Origin of the sequence: Flavobacterium xinjiangense (genome assembly GCF_900142885.1) — a bacterium.
In the GTDB taxonomy this organism is placed as follows: Bacteria; Bacteroidota; Bacteroidia; order Flavobacteriales; family Flavobacteriaceae; genus Flavobacterium; species Flavobacterium xinjiangense.
The window spans coordinates 264,148-283,239 of record NZ_FRCL01000003.1 but is presented as its reverse complement, the minus strand read 5'-3'; the positions used below and the strand labels follow the sequence as shown (position 1 = coordinate 283,239).

The 19,092-nt window shown below is 33.4% G+C and carries 16 protein-coding genes; 10 read left to right on the top strand and 6 right to left on the bottom strand.

The features are described from left to right. Positions 1-345: 345 nt before the first annotated feature. Together BUC23_RS05210 and BUC23_RS05205 are read right to left on the bottom strand one after the other, a co-directional pair. Positions 346-714, bottom strand: a complete 369-nt coding sequence (locus tag BUC23_RS05210; protein WP_073206511.1) for a VOC family protein — start codon at positions 712-714, stop codon at positions 346-348. 91 nt (positions 715-805) lie between these two features. Then, entirely contained in the window at positions 806-1,087 is a 282-nt protein-coding gene (locus tag BUC23_RS05205) for a DUF4242 domain-containing protein (RefSeq protein ID WP_073206508.1), read from the bottom strand. A 415-nt stretch (positions 1,088-1,502) separates the two neighbouring features. On the opposite strand from BUC23_RS05205, the gene BUC23_RS05200 reads away from it, so the two are divergent. The 3 genes from BUC23_RS05200 (at position 1,503) to BUC23_RS05190 (ending at position 3,978) form a co-directional block, all read left to right on the top strand. Beyond that, entirely contained in the window at positions 1,503-2,681 is a 1,179-nt protein-coding gene (locus BUC23_RS05200; protein ID WP_073206503.1) for an AIR synthase related protein, read from the top strand. A 63-nt stretch (positions 2,682-2,744) separates the two neighbouring features. After that, positions 2,745-3,101 (top strand): hypothetical protein, encoded by a 357-nt coding sequence (locus tag BUC23_RS05195; RefSeq protein WP_073206501.1) that lies wholly within the window; start codon positions 2,745-2,747, stop codon positions 3,099-3,101. 271 nt (positions 3,102-3,372) lie between these two features. Continuing rightward, on the top strand, positions 3,373-3,978 hold the full coding sequence (locus BUC23_RS05190; protein ID WP_073206499.1) for a GNAT family N-acetyltransferase: 606 nt from the start codon (positions 3,373-3,375) through the stop codon (positions 3,976-3,978). Here BUC23_RS05190 and BUC23_RS05185 read toward each other — a convergent pair. From BUC23_RS05185 to BUC23_RS05175, 3 genes are all read right to left on the bottom strand, one after another. Continuing rightward, a complete protein-coding gene (locus BUC23_RS05185; RefSeq protein WP_073206497.1) occupies positions 3,970-4,695 on the bottom strand; it encodes a DUF6629 family protein in 726 nt (241 codons plus the stop codon). The genes BUC23_RS05190 and BUC23_RS05185 overlap by 9 nt on opposite strands. A gap of 297 nt (positions 4,696-4,992) precedes the next feature. Beyond that, positions 4,993-5,667: a GNAT family N-acetyltransferase gene (locus BUC23_RS05180; protein WP_073206494.1), complete on the bottom strand. Its 675-nt coding sequence runs from the start codon at positions 5,665-5,667 to the stop codon at positions 4,993-4,995. Positions 5,668-5,783: 116 nt separating this feature from the next. Next, positions 5,784-6,152: a VOC family protein gene (locus BUC23_RS05175; RefSeq protein WP_073206491.1), complete on the bottom strand. Its 369-nt coding sequence runs from the start codon at positions 6,150-6,152 to the stop codon at positions 5,784-5,786. Positions 6,153-6,884: 732 nt separating this feature from the next. Here BUC23_RS05175 and dnaK point away from each other — a divergent pair. Next, positions 6,885-8,771, top strand: coding sequence for a molecular chaperone DnaK (dnaK, locus tag BUC23_RS05170; protein WP_073206488.1), 1,887 nt, complete (start codon positions 6,885-6,887; stop codon positions 8,769-8,771). A gap of 101 nt (positions 8,772-8,872) precedes the next feature. On the opposite strand, the gene BUC23_RS05165 is transcribed toward dnaK, so the two are convergent. Then, on the bottom strand, positions 8,873-9,763 hold the full coding sequence (locus BUC23_RS05165; RefSeq protein WP_073206485.1) for a Brp/Blh family beta-carotene 15,15'-dioxygenase: 891 nt from the start codon (positions 9,761-9,763) through the stop codon (positions 8,873-8,875). 111 nt (positions 9,764-9,874) lie between these two features. Between BUC23_RS05165 and BUC23_RS05160 the strand changes: the two genes are divergently transcribed. The 6 genes from BUC23_RS05160 (at position 9,875) to BUC23_RS05135 (ending at position 18,884) form a co-directional block, all read left to right on the top strand. Beyond that, the gene (locus tag BUC23_RS05160) at positions 9,875-10,603 is read left to right on the top strand and encodes a bacteriorhodopsin-like (RefSeq protein ID WP_073206482.1); all 729 of its coding nucleotides are present in this window, start codon (positions 9,875-9,877) and stop codon (positions 10,601-10,603) included. Between the two features lie 143 nt (positions 10,604-10,746). Continuing rightward, positions 10,747-11,337 (top strand): hypothetical protein, encoded by a 591-nt coding sequence (locus tag BUC23_RS05155; RefSeq protein ID WP_073206479.1) that lies wholly within the window; start codon positions 10,747-10,749, stop codon positions 11,335-11,337. 216 nt (positions 11,338-11,553) lie between these two features. Then, complete coding sequence (gene corA, locus BUC23_RS05150) at positions 11,554-12,624, top strand: magnesium/cobalt transporter CorA (RefSeq protein WP_073206477.1); 1,071 nt, start codon at positions 11,554-11,556, stop codon at positions 12,622-12,624. Positions 12,625-12,677: 53 nt separating this feature from the next. Continuing rightward, positions 12,678-14,771, top strand: a complete 2,094-nt coding sequence (gene pta / locus BUC23_RS05145) for a phosphate acetyltransferase (RefSeq protein WP_073206473.1) — start codon at positions 12,678-12,680, stop codon at positions 14,769-14,771. An 86-nt stretch (positions 14,772-14,857) separates the two neighbouring features. Then, positions 14,858-16,042 (top strand): acetate/propionate family kinase, encoded by a 1,185-nt coding sequence (locus BUC23_RS05140; RefSeq protein WP_073206470.1) that lies wholly within the window; start codon positions 14,858-14,860, stop codon positions 16,040-16,042. A gap of 97 nt (positions 16,043-16,139) precedes the next feature. Further along, positions 16,140-18,884: a helix-turn-helix and ligand-binding sensor domain-containing protein gene (locus BUC23_RS05135; RefSeq protein ID WP_073206468.1), complete on the top strand. Its 2,745-nt coding sequence runs from the start codon at positions 16,140-16,142 to the stop codon at positions 18,882-18,884. The last annotated feature ends 208 nt before the right edge of the window (positions 18,885-19,092 follow it).

Below are 19,092 nucleotides of genomic sequence, written 5' to 3'. Positions count from 1 at the left end.
TATCCGTTATGAGCGTTTTATTTTTATAGCTATTTTTAGTATAAGGACCAGATGATTCCATTTTCAACTGCTATAAAGACCGTTTTATCAGTCAATCGCTTAAAAAAAAATATCGTTCAAACATAGTTTTTTGAATTTTGTCTAGCAACTTGGATATTGACATATTCTTATTGTGGCATTTGTAATAAAGGAGCAGGAAAATTCGATTCCTACTCCTTTTTATTAGTAATTTATTCTTAAAAAAAAATTAGTGATGTCCAAAAGCCAAGCATTTTTTTTTGACGACCTATATCAAATTCAAAAGTTTCCAAGGGCCTTTTTTCACTTCATTGAGACGCGACTTTTTTATTTCATGGAGTGAAAGGCTACTTTATTTCCTTCGGTGTCGGTAAAGTGTGCCATAAAACCATTAGGTCCTATCGAAGTTTTAGGTAAAACAACTTTTCCACCTGCTTGTTCCACCTTTGCAAGAGGAATACTCAAATCTTCACCACCGTTGAGGTAAATCAAAGTGCCTTTATCAGCTGGTTGATACTTTTCATTTTCCACTAAACTGCCTCCAACACCATGTTCCATGTCGGCGGGAAAGAAAGCTGATTTCATGCCCATAGCTTCCATTGGATGCATTTTTGCTCCTAATACTGTTTCGTAAAAGGCTTGTGCTCTACTTAAGTTTTGTACTGGGATTTCAAACCAGTTAATTGCATTTTTCATCTTTTTTAGTTTTTTTGTTTATAAAGCATTGAATTACTCTTTTTTAAGATTTTGTTTTTTCTTTCCCTATTACTGTTTTAGATTAGATTGATCAAACTGTTTCTTCTGCAGTAGTTGGGTCAATGGTTGTGGCAATTCGGCTAATGGAATTTGCAGGGAATCCTCCTAATTTTGCATGTTCACGAATCATCTCCTCGTTTGGAGCAATATAAGTGCAATAGATTTTGTCAGCCGTTATTTGGCTATTAATCCATTGGATTTGTGGTCCCATTTTGCCCAATACTCCACAGGAAGTTTGAGAAATGGCTTTCAATTGTTCAGCGCTTAAATTACCGGCACCTGGAATCTCTCTTTCAATTAAATATTTAGGCATGATTTTGAGGTTTTTAATTTTCTATATTTTTTTTTTCGTGGCCTGATTTGCGTTTTTATGAAGTCGATATTTAAATAATTAAAATTTAAATAGCTATTAATGAGTTATTTGAGTCATAAAATTATCAAATTATTTCTATTTAATTGTAAGGTTTAAACTTTTTTTAACTATACTTTTTTTTACGTCAAATACTTGGAAAATTAATAAACCGCGATAACGCTCCTGTTATTTACATCAGATGTCGGATTGTATCTCACAATACTAGTGTCAATACTTTTTTCAATCTACTTGCTAGTAAGATTGATCTATCTTTTCTTATGCATACTTCCAAAATACCGATAGGCAAAACCCAAAAAAATAATTATCTTTGCCGCACAACCCAGCTGTTCAAAAGCAGCTTACACAACTAGACTACATGAGTTCAGATACTTCAAAAAGATATGCACAGCGTGGTGTTTCGGCATCCAAAGAAGATGTTCATAACGCCATAAAAAATATTGATAAAGGATTGTTTCCTCAAGCATTTTGCAAAATTGTTCCTGATTACTTAACCCAAGACGAAGAGTATTGTTTGATTATGCATGCTGACGGAGCGGGAACTAAATCTTCGCTGGCCTACATGTATTGGAAAGAAACAGGCGATATTTCAGTATGGAAAGGCATTGCTCAAGATGCTTTGATTATGAATATCGACGATTTATTGTGTGTTGGAGCAACTGATAATATTATGCTTTCTTCCACTATTGGTAGAAATAAAAACCTGATTCCTGGTGAAGTGTTATCAGCAATCATCAATGGAACCGAAGAATTGATCAAAGAACTGGATTCTTTTGGCGTGACCATACATTCTACAGGCGGTGAAACGGCTGATGTGGGTGATATTGTGCGTACCATAATTGTAGATTCTACCGTTACGGCTCGTATGAAGCGTTCGGATGTGATTGATAATGCCAATATTAAAGCGGGTGATGTAATTATAGGAATGGCTTCTTTTGGTCAGGCTACTTATGAAAAAAGCTATAATGGCGGAATGGGAAGCAACGGATTAACATCAGCGCGTCATGATGTTTTCGGGAAGTATTTAGCAATCAAATACCCGGAGAGTTTTGATTCTGCAGTTCCCGAAGAATTAATTTATTCAGGTCAGGTAAAATTGACTGATTCAGTAGAAAATTCACCAATTGATGCGGGACAATTAGTGCTTTCGCCAACCAGAACCTATGCGCCAATTATCAAGAAAATTTTAGATAAATATTCGTCTGAAGAAATACATGGAATGGTGCATTGTAGTGGAGGAGCGCAAACTAAGATTTTACATTTTGTACAAAACTTACACATCATAAAAGATAATTTATTTCCTGTACCGCCACTTTTTCAATTGATACAAGAACAATCCAAAACAGATTGGAAAGAAATGTACCAGGTTTTCAATTGCGGACATCGTATGGAAGTGTATGTTCCGGAAGCTATCGCTCAAGACATTATTGCGATTTCAAAATCGTTCAATGTTGATGCCCAAATCGTGGGAAGAGTAGAAGCAGCCGTTACTAAAAAACTGACGATTACCAGCGAATACGGAACTTTCGAATATTAAAAAGTTTTAATTGACACGAGTTTTTTAATCTTTCAATTTTTCAATCTTTTAATTTTTTTTAAAATGTACGAACTAGTTTTTTGGAGATATTTGGAAGGCATTTATCTAAACCATCAAGAGGTTTATGAAGCCATTATAGAGCAACAAGAAGTGGCTGGTCTAGAGGAACTTCCTACGGCTGTTATTCTCAATAGAATCAATTCTTTGTTTTCAAAATGGGATAAGGTAGACGAAAATAGTTGGAAAAACCCAAATGGTAAAGGCGCTTTTCAAGTAGAAATCACACCGAAAAGCATCCAAATTGATTGCTACGGTACCGAAGGAAAAACCATGGATCTTCTGGTAGATACTATGGCTGAATTCAAATGTCCACTTTACGATCCACAAGTTCCGGAGCGTTACGACGAAATGAGTGAGTAGTATTTTTAGGAGCTAAACCAGCTATACATTACAAGTCCACGGTATAAAAAAAATATTTTTCTAAGTCCTAAAAGGAGCTTCCGCCGGTCGCTCTTTTACAACAAGAAAAATTGTTTTTTTATACCGTGGGCTTTTCATTTCAAACAAGGAGTGTTCACTGAACTCCGATGAAAATAAAAGTTAAGTGAAGTAATCTGGGCTAAAAAATGCAGAAAAATTAAATAGCGTTATTAATCGTGTTTGATTTTTTATAAATTAGCTTAAAAAAATAATGGCTGCAATTTTAGAATTTCCCCAAAATACAATTCTTGAAAATGAATTTGTTTTACTCCGTCCTTTGCAAGAAAGTGATGTTGAAAACCTATTGGAATTCTCTATCAATGAACCAGAAACTTGGGAATATTCTTTGGTAAGAGCCAACGGAAAAGAGAATTTAGAAAACTACATCCAAATTGCCTTAAAAGCCAAAGAAAATAAAACCGAATTCCCCTTCATCGTTTTTGATAAAAAATCAGGGAAATATGCAGGAAGTACCCGTTTTTATGATATCAGTTTGCCATTCAAAACGGTGCAGTTGGGTTATACCTGGTACGGTAAAAATTTTAGAGGAACTGGACTCAACAAACATTGTAAATTTTTGCTTTTGCAATTTGCCTTCGAAACTCTGGAGATGGAACGTGTAGAATTTCGTGCCGATAATAACAACCAACGTAGTATTGCAGCCATGAAAAGTATTGGTTGCAAAGTAGAAGGTGTCTTGCGAAATCACATGCCAACTTTAGGCAGTGATGTTCGTCGTGACAGCATTATTTTGAGTATCCTCAGAAACGAATGGTTTGAAAGCGTTCGAGAAAATCTGAAATCTAAATTAATGTAAAGCTTTAAAGTCCTGATTGGAGATACTGGAATTTTTACTGCGATCGCTCGAATAATAGTATTTGGAATTTTTCGTAGTCGGATACCTGATTTCATCCATAATTACCAAAACGGATACACCAATGAATAAAGAAAACAAACTCCAAACGGAGACAATGTAATCTTGGTAATAAATGGTAGTGATACTGTAGGAAATTATAGTTGTGATGCTCAATAACCAGACTTTTCTAATAGTTAAAAATAGGGGTGGAGCAACAGTTGCAATAATGTAAAGTAGGCCGGCAGGAATACTATATTTCATTGGATAGTTTTGCGAAAAGGAAATAGTATAGCCGCTAATTTGTGCTTCAACAGAATAATTCAACAAACAATATCCCAAATAAAAAGCAATCAAAGCACCAATTGCAAGCAGCGCTCGCTGAAAAATTATATTTTCGTGTTCTTTTTCTAGTTTTAATGCTGCATAAGGAATCCACAATGGCCATACAACTTGGCTAAGAAATAATAAGATATACGTTGTAATTTGTTGCAAAGGCGCGAAAAAAGGCTTAGTCAATGCTAACCATAAAAAGCCTTCTACAAATTGTTGTACACAAAAAATAATAGGAATACAGGCGAAATAAATCTGAGATGGTTTTCTTACCTCCTTTATTGAAATAACACTAACTGCTGCAAGAATTATACCCGCTCCAAAACTGGCACTAGCTGAAAAACACATAAGTTTTAGTTTAAATTAATTAAAAATTATTGTATTTAAAGTAGGTTGGTATGAAATTATCACACAAATGTTTACGATAAAAAAAGTAATTATTTGCTTTTAAAAGCATTTAATTATCATTTTTTAAACAGTTGATGCAATCTAAAAGTTAGTTAAGTTTTAAAATGCTTTCTAACTTTTCAATAGTAATAAGATTTTGGGGATAGTGGGATTTTCAAAAATTAGGAATCCTCATCTATAGCTAATGTATAAATAAATTTTGAATCTAGCAACTGAAAATCAGTAAATTATAAGAATTTATTTTGCTATATTCCAAAAACTAATTTCCCTTCTGGTTGTAAAGCCCAGTTTTTTATATAATGCAATAGCGATGCTATTGGTTTCGGCTACATGTAAGTATGGTTTTTTGCTTTGATCAAAAATGGCATTTACAGTATGGGTCGTAAGTTGTTTTGCATATCCCATTCCAGTATGATTAGGATGCGTAACTACTGCGCTTACTTCAATATAGTGATTCATTTTCATCCTTTCTCCTGTTACCGCTATGAGTTTGTTGTTTTTGAAAATTCCATAATACCTCCCTAATAAAGGTGTTTTCTTTTTGAAATAACCGGGTTGTACTAAACGAACTAATTCATAAAGCTCCTCGTGATGTTCAGGACCAAGCTCCACAATTTCTTCTTTAATCTCCATGTCTATTTTACCAGTAGCTACCATCTGCAGGCAAACTAATTCCTTGTTCAATTTTAAAGAATTTGGCAATAATGGTTTTTCTCCAACAATGAAGAAATTATCGACTAATTTAGAATAGTCAGCAATAGCGGCGGAGGTAGTACCAAGTGCTGTAAAACCGCCAAACGGACAATAATCCGGTTGGTAGAACTTTACAGTATTGTAGTCAATAGCAAAACTATGATGGCTCTCGGATAAGGAATGCCAAACTGGATTATCAAGTTTTTCGATTTCTCTCATGGAAAATTGTTGTCTGTTTTTACAATTATATTTTATTGGTTTCGAAACAGTTTAAGTGTTTAATGGATGCGGGATTGTTAGTATTGTGGCAAGTTCAAAATACTGTCTCTTGTATTTTATTTCGTTGTAAATTCTCCAAAATGCCATAGAATTCCTGAAGGATCATGCAAGAAACATTCTTTTCCCCAATCAAGTTCACGCATAGGCACTAATTTAATATTTTCATATTTTGCTGTAAGTTCTAATGCTACTAAATCGTTCCAAAATTGTTTCACATTTTCTACTTCCATAAAAACCATTGTATTTTCTATCCAATCCTTGACATACGCATTTTGTAAATAAAAGCCTAAGCCACTCTTATCGAAATAACTCATTTCAGAAGATAAAGTGATTTCCTGAAATCCAAGATCACGGTAAAAATTACGCGATAATTCATAATCTTTGGCTCCTATGAAAGGTCTGATTGATTTAGCTTTATACTTCATTTTTAGGTTTTAGTTTTTAATTTGTGGATATTTTTTTGCGATAGCTCGACAAATTCTAGACTTGAAAAGACTAAATTAAGATTTATTTTTCGGATTCCTGCTGTTTGAATCGACTTCAATGTCAACTTCAAATTAAAAACTATTACTCAAATTCAGCTAAACCGCCGTTATTGGTTTGCTGTTTTTCTCTACCAATCGCTGTTTGTTTATTGTAAAATAGAAAGGTCAACGAGATTGATTTCAAATGTTTGTTAAAGTTGCTTTAGGGGCCTATTGGTGCGCTTGCCCTTGCATTTAGATTTGCAAAGCAAATAATCTTATTCAACAAGTTGGATAAAGAAGTGATCAGGCGAAAACTAAAATTTTACGAGTTATTATTGCCGATATGCAAAAGTAATTTTATAAAAAACAACTAGAATTTAAGAATCAGAATCCCTAGCCCCGATAGTAGCGGCATCCTTTTCTTTTTTTCTTTAAAAAAGAAAAGATACAGCGAATAGCGGGAAATAGCTCCTAAAATAAATTCAAGCTTCGGTTGTGTTTAGTGTCACAGTAAGGATGACAACTCCCAGAACAATGACAGTGGAGCTAAAATGTCATCTTGTCAGATTTTTTCACGCCAATTTTAACAGAAACTGACAATTTAAGGAGGTGTATTGCATTGGCACAAAGATTGACTTATCGACTTCGAGTCATTAAAACTAGTATACAATAAAATTAAATATATTAAAAATGGGTAAAATAATCGGAATTGATTTAGGTACGACAAACTCTTGTGTTTCTGTAATGGAAGGTAATGAAGCAGTTGTTATTCCTAACGCAGAAGGAAAAAGAACAACACCATCTATCATCGCTTTTGTTGAAGGTGGAGAAATTAAAGTAGGAGATCCTGCTAAGAGACAAGCGGTAACTAATCCAACTAAGACTATTGCTTCTATCAAACGTTTTATGGGTCATTCTTTTTCTGAAGTTTCGGCTGAGGCAAAAAGAGTTTCTTACAAAGTAGTAAAAGGGGACAACAATACACCACGTGTTGATATTGATGGACGTTTATACTCTGCACAAGAATTGTCAGCTATGACACTTCAAAAAATGAAAAAAACTGCTGAAGACTATTTAGGTCAAACAGTTACTGAAGCGGTTATTACTGTTCCTGCTTACTTTAATGATGCACAACGTCAAGCTACAAAAGAAGCTGGTGAAATTGCAGGTCTTAAAGTTATGCGTATTATCAACGAACCAACAGCAGCAGCGCTTGCTTACGGTCTTGATAAAAAAGGTAAAGATCAAAAAATTGCTGTTTACGATTTAGGTGGAGGTACATTTGATATTTCTGTTCTTGAATTAGGAGACGGAGTTTTTGAAGTATTGTCTACAAACGGAGATACTCACTTAGGTGGGGATGATTTTGACCACGAAATTATTGACTGGTTAGCTGCTGAATTTTTGACTGAAGAAGGTATTGATTTACGTTTAGATCCAATGTCTTTGCAACGTTTGAAAGAAGCTGCTGAAAAAGCAAAAATTGAATTGTCTTCTTCTACTGAAACTGAAATCAACTTGCCTTACGTAACTGCTACAGCTTCAGGACCAAAACACTTAGTTAAAAAATTAACTAGAGCACAATTTGAAAAATTAACTGATTCTTTAGTAAAACGTTCTATGGCACCAGTTGCTAAAGCGCTTAAAGATGCAGGTTTATCTGTTTCTGATATTGACGAAGTTATCTTGGTTGGAGGTTCTACTCGTATGCCAAGAATTGCTGAAGAAGTTGAAAAATTCTTTGGTAAAAAAGCGTCTAAAGGAGTTAACCCTGATGAGGTTGTTGCAATTGGAGCAGCTATTCAAGGTGGAGTTCTTTCTGGAGATGTAAAAGATGTACTTTTACTTGACGTTACTCCTTTATCTTTAGGTATCGAAACTATGGGTGGTGTTATGACAACTCTTATTGAGCCTAACACAACTATTCCAACTAAAAAATCTCAAGTTTTCTCTACAGCTGCAGATTCTCAACCAACAGTTGAAATCCACGTTTTACAAGGAGCTAGAGCAATGGCTGCTGATAACAAAACTATTGGTCGTTTCCATTTAGATGGTATTCCACCAGCACCAAGAGGTGTTCCACAAATTGAAGTAACTTTTGATATTGATGCTAATGGTATCATCAAAGTTTCTGCAACTGATAAAGGAACTGGTAAATCTCACGATATTCGTATCGAAGCTTCTTCTGGATTGACAGCTGAAGAAATCGAAAGAATGAAAAAAGATGCAGAAGCTAATGCTGATGCTGACAAAATTGCAAGAGAAAGAGCTGAAAAATTGAACGAAGCAGATGGAATGATCTTCCAAACTGAAACTCAATTGAAAGAATTAGGTTCTAAATTATCTGATGAAAACAAAGTTGCTGTAGAATATGCATTAACTGAATTGAGAATGGCTCACCAATCTCAAGACATTCCTGCAATTCAAACGGCTCTTGACAACATCAACGCAGCTTGGAAAAAAGCAACTGAAGCGATGTATGCTCAAGGTGAACAAGGTCAAGCTGAAGCACAACCTCAAGGGGATGCTGCTCAAGGAGACAATGTTGAAGACGTTGAATTCGAAGAAGTAAAATAATAATTTCCCGTAGAGATGCACTGCGGTGCGTCTTTACTGTTGATTTAGAAAACCGTTCGCCTTTGGTGAACGGTTTTTTTTATGGGCATTGATTTCGATTTTCATTCTTGTTTACCACTAAACATTCTTGTAATGACTAAGGCATGCGGAAACGTTATGGCTGCTAAAAAGGAAAAAAATAAGGCATTGAATAATTGTTCTTGCCTGAATACAAAATAGAGAACTAAAATCCCCAAAATGGATATTCCCCAATACAACAATGCCGACCTGCAATAGGTAACAAAAAGCAGGAAAGAATAATTTCCATAAAGGAATTTTATTTGATCAAATATGGAGGGGATACTATGCCATAAGACAAAGTATAAAGCAAATCCCCATATCAAACCAGAAGATTTAAAAATAATGATAAATAGCAATAAATATAAAGTTTCTGTTAAAAGCTGTTTACTTACTATTTCAAATTTCCAATACAAATAAGTACCTGATAGAATTAAAACCCCAACAATTATTTTTAGAGGTAATATTATATAAAGCGTATCAATTGAAATTTGTGTTATCTGAAATATAATTTTCTGGACTTCATGGAGATGAAAAGCAAATAGCAAAAACAAGATCGTTGCGCCATAAATGAATTGAAATAGTACTGAAAACCATTTCGATGCTTTCTGAATTAGACTCTGCCATTGCTGTTCCCCAAAATGATAAGCACTCACAATGAGGAATAGAACTAATGCTAACCAAGGTATTAAATAAAATAAAAGCGCACCGACCAAAACTACAAGTATATAATACCCTACTATTTTAAAGAAAGGAAGCGGGTATTTTTTTTCCTTGATATTTTCTATTAACAGCAGGTCATTTGAACCATGTAAGATTCCAAATGAAAATATCAATAAAAATCCAATTATAATTTGAACCTGATCCGAAAAAAAAGAATCAATCCATAAACCAAAAAAGCTTACTACTATTGAGATATTAGAATATTTAGACATGAAAGTTTTTATTTTGTTTAAAATTAGTAAAAAAAAACTAAACAAAATGCGTTTTTATTGTTTAACTTTTTATATATTTGATTCAACAAAATCATTTAACCTTAATTATTTATGACAAATTTTATGTTTATTCCAGGATTAGTTGCAAGATTGTCACCTACTGATTATGTAGGATTTACCTTTTTTGTAGGTTGTATGGCTATGATGGCTGCTTCTGCTTTTTTCTTTTTATCATTGAATCAATTTGATAAAAAATGGCGAACTTCAGTATTAGTTTCAGGTTTGATTACTTTCATTGCTGCCGTACATTATTTTTACATGAGAGATTACTGGGCAGCATTCCAGGAATCACCTACATTTTTTCGTTATATCGATTGGACGTTAACCGTTCCGTTGATGTGTGTTGAGTTTTTCTTAATTCTGAAAGTTGCAGGTGCTAAGCAATCATTGATGTGGAAAATGATTATTTTATCACTAGTGATGTTGCTTACCGGTTATTTTGGAGAAGCGGTAGACAGACCGAATGCATGGTTATGGGGATTAATCTCCGGTATTGCTTATTTTATAATTGTGTATGAAATCTGGCTTGGTAACGCTTCTAAAATAGCAGCAGCGGCAGGTGGAAATGTTTTGGCTGCTCATAAAATATTATGCTGGTTCGTATTAGTTGGATGGTCAATATATCCATTAGGATATATGTTAGGAACTGACGGCTGGTACAATGGTATACATGGATTAGGTCTTAATATTGATGTCGTTTATAACATTGCAGATGCAATTAATAAAATCGGCTTTGGACTTGTCGTTTACAATTTAGCATTAAAATCACAAACCAATTAAATTTTAATTTTCTTTGTTTTTTAGAACCGGACTAGCGATATTCCGGTTTTTTTACGCTATTTATTTTTTGTTTTGAAATTATTACGTTCGCTTTGTATCAAATATTATTGTACTTTTCAATTCCTTTGAAATCGAAAGCAATTATGAAAAAAACAATCTTACTTCTTGTCCTGTCCTTTTTTTGTACCGCTATATTCAGCCAGAGCAAAAAAGCAACATCTTCCTCCGTTTTTGCAAAATCAGATAATGTTTCAGCAGAAATGATTAAAAATAAATTTTATTTGTTTATCACCAATAAAGGAGCCAAAAAAGACACGATTTTATTGAAAAGTTTTGAGGTAGATAAGCTGCCCTTAGAATGCAAAATCGAACCTTTTACGACCAAAGGAATTACTTTGCATAAAATTACTTGGCAAGAAAAAAAGACCATGCAAAGCAAATTAAAAACCGAGGCTGCAGTAACAACAGTTTCTATTATTTGCGAATTACATTCAAAAACAAAAGTGCTGTCGAATGAACAAACTACTACAAAAATAACTGAAATACATTTTTTAGATGACAAACAAACGGTTTCTGAAACGATAGACAGAATTAGAAATGAAGGTTTTGAATGTATAGTAAACAAACAAGGAGACGTGATATTGAAAAATAAAGCGAAGGAAAATAAAATGGTTTACGTTCTTGCGGATAAAAAGTTTGTTTTCGTTTCTGCCGGACCATTGAAGAAAAAATAATAAATTTAGTTTTCACGATTTTACCCGACCCGTTTCAAAAATAGGTCGGGTTTGTTTTTTATAGAAAAATAAATGTTTTTAATAAGTCTTACATGATTAATCTCATATATGGAATTATTATTTCTGCATATCTTTGTTTTTTATCAGTGGCAAATTGCTAGAGAAGTCAGTCATTGATAAAAGTTTTTCGTACTATTACTAGATAAATAATTTTGGATGAGAAAAATTAAATACAAGAAAGGCAGGAAACTGCAGCCTTATAATCTGGAGTATACCGGGGTTCATAAAAGCCACGAATCAGAAATGCAGTTATTTGTTTATGACAATTTTGATTTATCAGAATATGAGGATTTTAAAATTTCAGATCTTGACAAATATATCAATAGTCAAAAAACGAATTGGCTGAATATTCATGGTTTAAATAATCTCGAATTAATGAAGTCTATTGGAGGCCATTTTAATATTGATAATTTCATGCTTGCTGATATTTTGAATACCACCAAGAGAACAAAACTAGAAGAGTTGTCAGATACTTTGTTTTTTAATATAAAATCACTTTTACCCGCCGGAGATTCTGATAATATTAGTGTGGAGCAAATTAGTTTTCTGATAAAAGATGGTATTTTGATTTCTTTTCAGGAAAAACGAAGTGATTTTTTCATACATATTCGGGAACGAATTAGAACGCATACTGGAATTGTAAGGACAAAAAAGGCGGACTATCTTTTGTATATTCTTCTGGATGCCATTATGCAAAACTTCTATATCACGATAGAGAATGAAGAAGATAAAGTAGAAGAACTGATCAATATTTCTAAGAATAGTGCCGACCCAATAATTCTGGAAAGGATTGAAAAACATCGCGATAATTTCAATTTTTTGAAGCGCTCTATTATTCCGTTACGCGATTCTTTGTACGACATTAAAAGCATTAAAGACGATAATGTGTTTAATTCCATAGAAGCAGAAAATTTTAGTTTTTTTACTCGATTACATCAAAAAAGTTTGGAGCTTCTTGAACAAATAGAATCGGATATGGGTTCATTGGAAAGTGCTTCTAATTTCTTTTTCTCGGCACAAACGCATAAGATGAATGAGATTATGAAAACGCTGACGATTGTGTCGGCTATTTTTATTCCGCTTACATTTATTGTGGGTGTTTACGGAATGAATTTTGAGTTTATGCCCGAATTACATTATCGAAATGGGTATTATATCGTTATTGGCTTGATGTTTTTGGTAGTAATTGGGATGATTATTTATTTTAAAAGACGTCGGTGGTTTTAGTAATTAAATGCATTGTATCCAATTTATTTTGGAAGTAATATAAAAATATAAAAATGAACAAGGCCATATATATAGCAACAAGCGAAGAAAATAGCGGTAAGTCAATTGTCACTCTGGGACTTATGAGTATGCTCATAGGAAAGACTGCCAAAGTAGGGTATTTTAGACCAATTATAGAAGATACCGAAGAAGGAGGATTTGATAATCATATTGAAACGGTAATTGGTCATTTTGGATTAGATATTCAATTTGAAGATGCTTATGCGATTACAAAAAGTAAGTTAATCAAGAAAAAGAACAAGGGGAAAATAGGAGATGTTCTGGATTTGATTATTGAAAAATATAAAAAATTAGAGGAACGTTTCGATTTTGTTTTGGTTGAAGGAACCAGTTTTACCGGAGAAGGTACCGTTATAGAACTGGATATGAATGTTCTTATTGCCAAAAACCTTGGGATTCCAACGATTATTGTAGGTTCAGGCGTGGGGAAAACATTAGAAGAGTTAATTGATAGTCTTTATCTTGCATATGATTCATTTAAGGTAAAAGATGTTGAAGTATTGGCAGTAATTGCTAATAAAGTACAGCGGGAGAATATAGAATTAGTGACTAATGGATTGAAAAAAAGTTTGCCAGAAAATGTATTGGTGAATTCAATTCCTTTAATTTCAAATTTGAATAATCCTACACTTCAGGAAATTGTAAATGAGTTGGATGCTAAAGTTTTATTTGGTGCAGCACACCTAAACAATCAAACCGGAAATTTCAGTGTAGGAGCAATGCAACTGTGCAATTATTTATTGCATTTGAAGGAAAATAGTTTGGTAATCACACCAGGAGACAGAGCTGATATCATACTTGGCGCGCTACAAGCGAATGAATCCGTAAATTATCCTTCTATTTCCGGAATAGTATTGACAGGGAATATCTTGCCTGAGATTAGTATTCTGAAATTAATAGAAGGTCTTTCTACTGTTGTTCCAATTATAGCCGTTGAGGAAGGAACTTATTATATCACCAATAAAATTGGATCGATCAAATCTAAAATTTACGCGAACAACAAACAAAAAATTGAAATTTCGATCAGTACATTCGAAAAATACGTTGACCTGGATAATTTGGCTGAAAAGCTAATTACTTTTGAAGCTGAGGGTATGACACCAAAAATGTTTCAATACAACTTAGTAAAACGCGCCAGACAACATCGAAAACACATTGTTTTGCCCGAAGGAAATGATGAAAGAATAATTATTGCTGCTTCTCGATTATTAGCGATGGATGTCGTTGATATTTCGATTATTGGAAACAAAAAGCAAATAGAAAATAAAGTAGCTGAATTGGGTTTAGAATTTGATTTTTCGAAAGTTGATATCATAAATCCAATAGAATCCGAAAATTATGATGATTATGTAAATACGTATTTTGAGTTGCGAAAAGGTAAAAACGTGACATTAGGAATGGCTAAAGATTTGATGGAAGATGTTTCCTATTTTGGGACGATGATGGTGTATAAAGGGCACGCCGACGGTATGGTTTCCGGTGCTGCACATACTACGCAACACACCATTCTGCCCGCTTTGCAATTCATTAAAACTAAACCGAATTCCAGTGTGGTTTCTTCGATATTTTTCATGTGTTTGGAGGATCGTGTTTCAGTTTTTGGAGACTGTGCGATTAATCCAAATCCGACTGCGGAACAACTCGCAGAAATTGCTATTTCCTCTGCGGATTCGAGTTTGGCTTTTGGAATTGAACCAAAAATTGCGATGCTTTCTTATTCGTCCGGTTCATCAGGAAAAGGCGATGAAGTTGATAAAGTAAGAACTGCAACCGAAATAGTGAGAAAAAAACGTCCCGATTTAAAAATTGAAGGCCCTATTCAATACGATGCCGCCGTAGATATGGAAGTGGGGAAAAGTAAAATGCCAAATTCAGAAGTTGCAGGACAAGCCAGCGTTTTGATTTTCCCTGATTTAAACACAGGAAATAACACGTATAAAGCGGTACAAAGAGAAACAGGAGCATTAGCTATTGGCCCAATGTTGCAGGGTTTAAACAAACCCGTTAATGATTTAAGCCGAGGTTGTACCGTAGATGATATTATAAACACGGTCGTGATTACCGCGATTCAAGCACAAGGATTGTAGCTTTTTAATTTAAAGATTGAAATATTAAAAGGTTTAAAAAGTAATCTTTTAATACTCCAATTTTTTAATCTTTTAATAAAATTTAAATGAAAATTGTAATTATAAATTCAGGGAGTTCTTCTATAAAATATCAATTAATTGATATGCCAGACGTTGAAGTCATTTGTTCCGGGATGATTGACAGAATAGGATTGGAAACTTCAAATCTAACGTATGTAACAAATAATGTCAAGCTGGAAGAGATTTTACCCATCCCAACTCATAAAATAGGTTTAGAAAAAATCGCCCAATTGTTGATGGATAAAACAGTTGGAGTGATTAATAGCACGGATGAAATCGAAGCTGCAGGACATCGTGTAGTTCATGGCGGAAGCGCTTTCTCAAATACCGTTGTAATTAATACCGAAGTAAAAGATAAAATCAAACAACTTTTTGACTTAGCACCATTGCATAATCCTGCGAATTTAGAAGGAATAAATGTAGCCGAAGAAATCTTTGAAAATGCGCAACAAGTAGCCGTTTTTGACACAGCTTTTCATCAGACAATTCCTGTTGTGGCTCACAAATATGCGTTGCCAAATTACCTTTTGACGGAAAATAAAATACGCGTTTACGGTTTTCATGGAACCAGTCACAAATATGTTTCGGAAAAAGCAATCGCGCATTTAGATAAAAACAGTAATATTATTACCATTCACCTAGGTAATGGCTGCAGCATGACTGCCATAAAGGACGGGAAAAGTATCGACCATACACTTGGTTTTGGTCCAATGAACGGCTTGATTATGGGAACCAGAAGTGGAGATGTAGATCAATCCGTGATTTTTTATTTGGTAAATTCATTGGGTTATTCGCTGGAAGCGGTTAATACGATGTTGCAAAAACAAAGCGGTATGTTAGGGCTTACCGGTTACAGCGATTTAAGAGATATAGAAGCCAATGCTGAAAATGGAAATGTTGACTGTCAATTGGCATTAGCTATGAATGCGTACCGAATTAAAAAATATATTGGTTCCTACTCTGCTGTTTTGAATGGATTGGATGCTATTGTTTTTACTGCAGGAATTGGAGAAAATTCTTCCTACATTAGAAAATTGGTTTGTACAGATATGGATTATTTTGGAATTAAACTGGATGAATTCAAAAATGAAATTCGGTCTAAGGAAATCCGGGAAATCAACACTCCTGATTCGAAAACTAAAATATTAGTTATTCCTACGAATGAAGAAATTGAAATTGCGAATCAGGTATTTGAATTGCTTACGAAATAAAAAATTTCATATTCGAAAATGGCTTCTGGATTCAGAGGCCTTTTTTATGCCCTTTATTTAAGAAATCTCTTTATATTTGAAGATAAAACGCCACATTTTGAAAGCAAGAATTGCCACAATATTTCTATTGTATATTTTTTCGTTCCAACTTTATTCTCAAGAGTCGCTCCCTTTTGTTGAAAATTACAGCAAATCAAATTATCAGGGCGATAACCAGATCTGGAATGTAACGCAAGGAAATGATGCTGCTATGTACTTTGCAAATAATTACTATTTGTTGCGATACGACGGTGTTACATGGGAGAAAAACACTTTGCCGAACAAAACAATTATTCGTTCCATTATGGTTGATGGCGACAAGATTTATTCTGGCTCGTACAAAGAATTCGGGTATTGGTTTCGAAAAGATGGAAAGATGCATTACGTTTCAATTTCTAAAGACAAGAAGGTTTTTGATGACAATAACAACGAAGAAATTTGGAAGATATTTAAATTCAATAACACTATATACTTTCAGTCCTTTAACGGAATATTTCTATTTGATGGAAAAGCCATTAGGGAAGTTAAGTTTCCTTTCCTTATTTCTTATTGTTTTATCATAGACAATGAGTTGTTGATTGCTTCGGTAGAAAAAGGAATTTATAAGTTGAATAATGGTCATATAGAAAAAATAAACGGATGGGCTGTTTTAGAAAATAATGTTATTCATGGCATTCAAAAATATCAAAACAAAACATATTTTTTCACTAAGAAAAATGGTGTTTATGTTCTGGAAAATGGTGTTTTAAACGCTTGGAATAATCCTTTAAATGATATTCTGAAAGCGGCAAATATCAATGTGGCACAGTTTATAAAAAACAATAAACTGATTATTGGCACCGCAAATAAAGGAGTTTATGTTCTAGACTTGAATGACGGTTCATATAAGAACATCAATAGAAATAATGTCTTGATGAACAATTCTATTCTAAGTATTGGTCAGGACAAAGAGAATGATTTATGGCTAGGACTGGATAATGGAATTGCACATATTGAAGTCAATTCACCGATTTCTATTTTTTATGACAGTTCAGGAATTTTAGGCTCGGTTTATTCTGTTGCCAGTACTTCAAAAGGTTATTTGATGGCTTCTAATCATGGTGTCTTTAAATATGAGGACAAGCAGCTCTCACTTATTCCAAATACGCAAGGACAAGCCTGGAATATCAGTAAAATAGATAGCAAATATCTCGTAGGTCACAATGAGGGGACTTTTATATACGAGAAAGGATTGTTCTACAAATTCAGTACTATAAATGGAGGCTGGAATTTGGTAAAAAGTAGTATCAACAACTCCTATCTGCAAGCGACTTACAGTGGTGTAATCATATATATTGATGCTAATGATTTGAATCAAAAGATAGTCATAAAGGGAGTGCAAAAGCCGATAAAATATGTGGCACAAAATCGAAAAAATGAAATTTGGGCTGCAGATAATAATAGAGGTTTGTATCGAATTCTTTATAATGATGCATACGAGACCATCAAAGTTGAAAACGTTACCCAACGCAGCAAAATTGCAAATGATTTTGGTGTAAAAATTTTTGAGTTTCGAAATGAAATACTTTTTTTGATAGATAACTCCTGGTATACCTATAATTCAATCACGAATCAATTAGAAGGGAATGAATTGTTTAATTCGAATTTCAAAAATGTCTCTGATATTGTTACTATTGATGAAAATAACTTTATGGTGCTTCAAGATGGCCTTTTGTATCATATTTATGCTACTGATAATAAATTCATCAAAAATAGTATTCAGGAGAAATATTATAAAGGAAAAATTATCAATGGCAACTTGAAAGTATTCAAGAATAACGATAGTTATCTTTTGAATCTGGACGATGGTTTTATTTCGCTTCAATTAAAAAATAAAAAAAAGAAAACGACTAATATAAAGATTGAGGCTTTCAATGATAATACATTGGTACAAAACACATCAAGAATCAAGCATAATTCGGAGCTCAGAATACATGTGATTTCGGGGATTTATGGAGTGGGAAGGCCTGATTTGTTTTATAGAATGAATGGAACTAAAGAATTTATTCCGGTTAATGAGGGTTTAATTATCTTGAACAACCTTAGTAGTGGTTCACATGATGTAACTATTTACGGTAATGATGGATTGCATTATAATAAAGTGGCAGATTTTCAATTTATCGTATCTAAAGCATGGTACTTTTCACTTTGGATGATTTTGGTATATCTCATTTTTATCGGATTGATATTATATCTGTATTACAAATGGAATAAGATAAAATATATTCAGAAACTAAAATTTCAGGAGGAAGAATTAAAACATCAAAAGAAAATTCTGGAGATGGAATTAAAAGCGGAGAATGAACTGAATGTACAGGAATATGAAAAACATATTTTAGAATTAGAATTGCAATCAAAATCATCTGAAGTTGCCGGAAAATCACTTTCGATTGCCAAGCAAAGTGAAATGATTGAGAATATTCAAGGAATACTAGATTCTGAAACAGATTTCAATAAACTAAAAAGTGAAATCAAAAAAGCGATTAAAATTAATGCAGTGAACAAGCACGAATGGGAAACATTTGAAGCAAATCTAAATCAAATCCACAATGAATTCATAATTAATCTGTCTAAGAAATATCCAAACCTTACTTCTAAGGATATTAAGCTTTGTATATACCTAAAAATGAATCTTTCCTCTAAGGAAATTGCACCAATGATGAATATTTCTTTCCGTGGAGTGGAGCTTCACCGCTACCGATTAAGGAAAAAATTGAACCTTGTTCAGGATGAAAATCTATCTAAGTTTTTATTAAGTTTATAAAAAAGTATTATTTTTTATTGATACTATAGTATTTAAGCGAATTCTTTATCAAATCACAATACATCATTACTACATCATTAAGATGTAGTACCACTCTATTTTCCTTCTTTAGTACCTTTAAAACATTGATTTCTTGTTTCAATTATACATTTTGATGTATTCATGTAGTAACTTCATTTAGCGTACTATAACGTTGTAATTATTTAAT